The 5,610-nt window shown below is 58.6% G+C and carries 4 protein-coding genes; 2 read left to right on the top strand and 2 right to left on the bottom strand.

Annotated features, from left to right (window positions below):
• Together PROAA_RS04295 and msbA are read right to left on the bottom strand one after the other, a co-directional pair.
• Positions 1–140, bottom strand: a 140-nt coding sequence (locus PROAA_RS04295) for an NAD-dependent epimerase/dehydratase family protein (RefSeq protein WP_186410151.1), incomplete at its 3' end; no start/stop codon positions are given.
• 118 nt (positions 141–258) lie between these two features.
• Positions 259–2,139 (bottom strand): lipid A export permease/ATP-binding protein MsbA, encoded by a 1,881-nt coding sequence (msbA, locus tag PROAA_RS04290; protein WP_186410150.1) that lies wholly within the window; start codon positions 2,137–2,139, stop codon positions 259–261.
• Between the two features lie 132 nt (positions 2,140–2,271).
• On the opposite strand from msbA, the gene PROAA_RS04285 reads away from it, so the two are divergent.
• A complete protein-coding gene (locus PROAA_RS04285) occupies positions 2,272–2,883 on the top strand; it encodes a BUD32 family EKC/KEOPS complex subunit (RefSeq protein WP_222102090.1) in 612 nt (203 codons plus the stop codon).
• Positions 2,880–5,129 carry a hypothetical protein gene (locus tag PROAA_RS04280; protein WP_186410149.1) on the top strand — a complete coding sequence of 750 codons (2,250 nt, stop codon included), beginning with the start codon at positions 2,880–2,882 and terminating at the stop codon, positions 5,127–5,129. Before PROAA_RS04285 ends, PROAA_RS04280 begins: the two co-directional genes overlap by 4 nt.
• Positions 5,130–5,610 lie beyond the last annotated feature (481 nt).

The following is a 5,610-nucleotide window of genomic DNA, read 5'->3' as shown; positions in this document are numbered from 1 at the left end:
TCGAGGCGCGCGTGCTTGAGCCTGGGATCATAGTAGTCGTTCAGGTTGTCGATGCCGACGACTTCATCGCCGCGCTCCAGAAGTCGACGGGAGACATGCAGCCCTATGAACCCGGCGGCGCCGGTAACGAGAATCTTCACGGCAGTCGATCCTTCGGGATGTTTTTGGGTCCCCGCAAGGGAGGCAACTTCCCATTGCTTGCCTTGCACAAGGCGGTGTTGAACGGTGCAATATTATTGGCCTCGACAATGCTTGTTTTCATCGTTGTGCTCCGGACTTATCCGCGCGCGTGATATCAACTTCAAGGGCTACTGGCGAAGCCTCCGGGCCAGCATTGACGAGGCTTCCAGGAGAAACACCTTCGCTGAACTGCATGGCGTGAAGGCTCGCATAGTGACCGTTGAGCGCAAGTAATTCGGCGTGGGTGCCGCGTTCGACGATACGCCCCTGGTCCATGACCATGATTACATCTGCCTTCTCGATGGTTGACAAACGATGGGCGATGACCAGTGTTGTCCGGTTGGCCGTGACGTGATCCAGCGCTTTCTGTATGTGACGCTCGGATTCAGAGTCGAGTGCCGATGTGGCTTCGTCGAGGATGAGAATAGGCGCGTCTTTCAAGATGGCGCGGGCGATCGCCAGACGTTGTCGCTGCCCGCCGGAGAGCAGGACGCCGTTCTCGCCGACCAGCGTGTCGAACCCCAGTGGCAGTCGATCGATAAACTCGTTGGCGTAGGCCGCTTCGGCAGCACGTTCGATTTCCGCGCGTGGTGCCAGAGCGAGGTCGCCGTAGGCGATGTTGGCGGCAATCGTGTCGTTGAAAAGAACAACCTGTTGCGTTACCAGTGCGATGTGGCGGCGCAGGTTGCGTAGCGTGAAATCCTTGACATCGATACCGTCGATCAGGATCTGGCCGTCCTCGTGATGATAGAAACGAGGAATCAGGCTGACCAGGGTCGACTTGCCGCTACCTGACCGGCCTACGACGGCAACCATCTGCCCTGGTTCGACGACCAGATTGACGTCGCAAAGCACCTGTTGCTCGCTGCCCGGATAACGAAAGTTGAGGTTTCTGATTTCGATGCGGCCGCTGACCTGGTCGCGCGCTACCCGGCCGAGATCCGTTTCCGGGGCTTCATCGAGTTGTGCGAAGATGCTCTCGGCGCCGGCCAGACCTTTCTGGATCGTCGAGCTGACTTCCGAGAGCTGGCGGATGGGCTTCGGCAACATGCCTGCGGCTGAAATGTAGGCAACCAGATCGCCGGCGGAGGCGTCGCCGCGCAGCAGCAATACCAGAAAGAGGATCACGGCCATGGCCGAGAAAGTCACCAGTTGCAGTGAAGGTGTAAACGTCGCGCCAGTCTTGACCATGCGTAACTGCTTGGCGGTGTTGTCCTCGCTGGCCGCCTTGAAACGGCGCGATTCATAGTCCTCGCCGCCAAAGCTGCGCACAACGCGGTAGCCCTGGATGGTTTCCGAGGCGATATGGGTCAGGTCACCCATCGACGCCTGTATTTTCTTGCTTTGCTTGCGGAACTTCTTGCTGACGCTACTGACCATGATGGCGATCACGGGCAGGATGGCCAGCATGATCGCAGTGAGTTTCCAGTTCATCCAGAGCAGGTAACCGAATAGGAAAGCGACGGTTAGTCCCTCGCGAATGACGACCTTGATGGCATCGGTCGCAGCGCCCGTCACCATGGTGACGTTATAGGTGATGCGGGAGATCAGGTGGCCGGAACTCTGCTGGTCAAAATATCGATTGGGCAGCCGTAGCAGGCTGTTGAAGAGCGCGATGCGAAGATCGTTGATCAGACCCAGCGAGACACGGGCGAGGTAATAGTTGCCGAGAAATGAGCCAACACTGCGCCAGACGATAATCACCACCAGCAGGATGGGGATGCCATACATCAGTTCAACCCGGCCAATCAGCGGTAGGCTATGGCGGGTTGCTTCCGGCGATGCGGCCAGACCATCGACGAAGTATTTCAGTACTGCCGCGAGCATTGGTTGCGATGAGGCAAAGATCAGATAACCGATGATGCTGACGACAAACAACCCGATGAAAGGGCGCAGATAACCCAGCAGCCGGAGATAGATCTTCAGCGATGAACTGAGCGGCGGGTTGGCTTGCTGCATGGGTGAAGGCCTTCCGGTGCGACTGGCGGACCCGTGGTCCGGAGGCCGCAGTTTAACATGTCGCCTGGAATTGCCCGGCTCCCCGCTTTGCCGGCAAAACGGTAAACTAGCGGTTTTTCGATTGGCAGTGACTTGAAGCAACTAAAGCAGCAGGATTACTTCGCCATGCGCGAAGGCGCAGAAGTTCTGGAGGCGGACCGGCATGGCGATAAGGTTCTTCGCCTTGCCGATGGCAGCATTCTCAAGATATTCCGGCGCAAGCGGTTGATTACTTCCGCCGCCCTTTACCCCTATGCCCAGCGCTTCGCCAACAATGCCGAGACCTTGGCGAAGCTGGGTATCCCGGTGCCGAGGATCATCGCTGTCGGCCGCATCCAGGAAATTGCCCGCGATGCGGTTCATTACGAGCCGCTGGCAGGAAAGACTTTGCGTGAGATGTTGCGCGCGGGCATGTTGCCCGAGCGGAAGCGGGAACTCAAAGCGGTCTTTACCCGGTTTGTGATCCGGTTGCACGATAAGGGTATCTACTTCCGTTCATTGCATCTCGGGAACGTGGTGTGTACTCCCGAGGGTGAGCTCGGAATGATCGACTTTTCCGACCTGCGCATTCATCACTGGCCGCTTGGCAAATACCTGCGGGCCCGCAACATGCGTCGTATGCAGGGCATCGCCGATGAGGTCGACTGGCTGGATCTGGGCGCCATCGTCAGCGGCCGGATGCCGGATGCCGGAGCGGGCAATTGAGTTCATCGCCGAATCAAGCCAATCCTGCCCGACGCTTTGCCACGGCGCTATTGGCGTATGTTCTGCGCGGCGGCTTCTCGTTCCCTGGCGGGCATCGACCGCCGGCGGGACATATGGTTGCCGAGAGTTTTGCCGGTGTTGGCGTTGCTGCCTCTCTGGACCCAGCGGCCGATGACTACGTGATGGATCGCCTGCGCGAGACCGGTATCTGTCACGTCCGACTCGATTTCACTTACGGCGACGCGGCAGGCCCGGCTGGCCGCCTGCTCGAGCGCTTGCTTGCCGCCGACTTCCGGGTGACGCTGCATCTGCTGCAACCGTTTGAGCAGGCCCGGAAATTGGAGTCGGCTGAAGCCACCGAGGTGCGCCAGGAGTGGCAGCGCTTTGTCGTCGCCACGCTGGACCGCTATGGCGATCGTGCCGACATCATCGAAGTCGGTTCGACCGTCAACCGCCGGCGCTGGGCCGGATATACCCTGGCCGGTTTCCTATCGATGTGGGACATCGCCTGGCAAGAGGTCCGCGCGCGTGGCCTGACGCTGGCCGGACCCAGCGTTACCGACTTTGAGCCGCCCTGGAGCGTCGGCCTGCTGGCGCTGCTGCGCGATCAGGGGCAGTTGCCCGATCTGCATGCCGACAACCTGTTCTCGGAGCGCAGTACCGAACCCGAGCGCTTCGACCAGAAGATCCTCGGCCTCCGTTTGGCCTGGTTGCCACGCATCAACCTGGTCAAGAAGGCGCGGCTGCTGCAGCGGATCGGTGTCGATTTCGGCGTGCCGCGGCTGATCTCGCCAGCCGCTTTCTGGACTCTGCCGCGCATTGAGCGCCTGCTGCCCGACAGCGAGGAAAAACAGGCCGACTATCTCGCCCGTTATCTGGTTCTGTGTGCCGCATCGGGGGCGCTGGAGCGTGCTTGGTGGGGGCCGCTGATCTGTCATCGCGAGGGGCTGATCGACGATGGCGTAGTGCAGTATCCCGCACTCGAACGCATTACCCACTACGCTTCGGTAACCGGTGCGCTGGCTGATTTTCGCGTGCGACCGGCGCTGCAGGCACTGCGTGCCTTTGCCGAGCGGATACCTGGCTGTCGCTATGCAGGGCGATTGAATGTGGGAGAGGGATTGGAGGTGCATGCTTTCCGTTCTGCGACGCAGCTGATCCATGCCGTGTGGACGATCAACGGCCGTGCGGCCGCCATGATGGACATCTATCAGGATGCAGATCTGGAAGCAGCGGATTACTGCTCGCGCGACGGCGAACCCTTGTCCGAGGCGCCAACGCTGGCCAGCGAGGCGCCGATCTATCTGAGCTGGGCGCCGGACCGGCAGGTTGGCATCAAGAGCGGTGCGGTCGTGCTCAAGGGCTTGGTCATTCACCGTCACATCCCAGGCAAAACGCATTTCTACTTTCGCGAGAATGGCTGGCAGGGTGTGCTGCTCGCCCGCAATGCTGCCGAGGCCCGGTTGCTTCTGCAACACATTCATCCGGAGCGAATTGGGGCGCCACCGCGCGACGCCATTCTCCGGCACGCCCGCAACGCCGTCTGGACCATAGCCGACCCACGTGCGGAAGGCGCGAAGCTGGTAGTCAAACAGCCGGTGAAGATGCATCTGCACAAGAAATTTCTTGACGGTTTCAAGCCATCAAAAGGGCTGCGTAGCTGGAGTGGAAGCAGCGAACTGCTGCGACGTCATGTCGGTGTCGCGCCGCCGGTAGCCTACTTTGAAAAAGCTGGGGACGACACTCTGACGCAGAACTACTACCTGTGCGAGTATGTTTCTGCGGATTTTGCTGTGCGCGAAATGTTTGCTGCGTACGCGCGTGGAGAAACATTTTTTCACGGAGTGAACGAGGCAGACGCGTACCGTCAGCTTTCCGATTTTCTACATGTGCTTCATGGCCGAGGCATTCGTTTTCGCGACCTGTCCGGGGGCAACATTCTGATTCGCCAAGGTGCAGACAACGAACTTTCGTTTTATCTGATTGATACTGGGCGAATTCACGCATTCAATCGACCTTTGACGATTGGCAGTCGCCTCTCCGACCTCGTGCGGGCGTGCAACAAATTGCACCAGCAGGGGCGGGAGCAATTCATGCAAATGTACATGGCTCGCCTCGGAGAGCGATTTCGTTGGGCTCATAGGCTGCGATTCGCCACATACGACATGAAGGTCTCGTTAAAACGGAACGTTGGGAGGCAGGGGTTCAAGCGCTTGGTGAAGCATCTTCGACAAAGGGAAGGGTAATTGTAGGTGTTTGAGTGAGAGTTTCCATGGATGGGACAGGTGAGGAGTAGGGGTAATGGAGCGCATTGATCGGTTTGCACCGAAAATGCCGAGCGGTTGATTTTCTGGCAGCGGAAGCGGAATGGCCCCCCGAAGTCGATGCTATTTGCCAATAACTGTGGGGCTTTTCCCAGGTGCAGCACCAGAAAGGCATTTGCTTTCGTTCGCTGCCTCTCGGTAATATCGTGCGCATGCCTTCGGGTGAATTGGGGTTGATCGATGTGGCTGATATGACATTCAAGATCAGGGCTCTTGGCCGGATGGCGCGTCTAAGAAATGTGAAGCACATGCTTCGCTATATTGAGGATATGTCATGGCGTGAGCTTGTCGGGTGAAACATTGATTCCGCATTTTTATGGTATCTAGCTCTGTATGAACCCGCGAGTTCAAACTCGAAGTGCAACTTTGAATAACAGGTGGTGTGGGCAAGATGTGCGAGCAT

The organism is Candidatus Propionivibrio aalborgensis (assembly GCF_900089945.1).
Classification (GTDB): domain Bacteria; phylum Pseudomonadota; class Gammaproteobacteria; order Burkholderiales; family Rhodocyclaceae; genus Propionivibrio; species Propionivibrio aalborgensis.
Note: the sequence above shows the minus strand (reverse complement) of the source record. Positions and strands in the feature narration are given on the sequence as shown.

Excerpts from the sequence above, each read along its gene's own strand:
- msbA (WP_186410150.1), bottom strand. The coding sequence starts at position 2,139 with ATGCAGCAAGCCAACCCGCCGCTCAGTTCATCGCTGAAGATCTATCTC.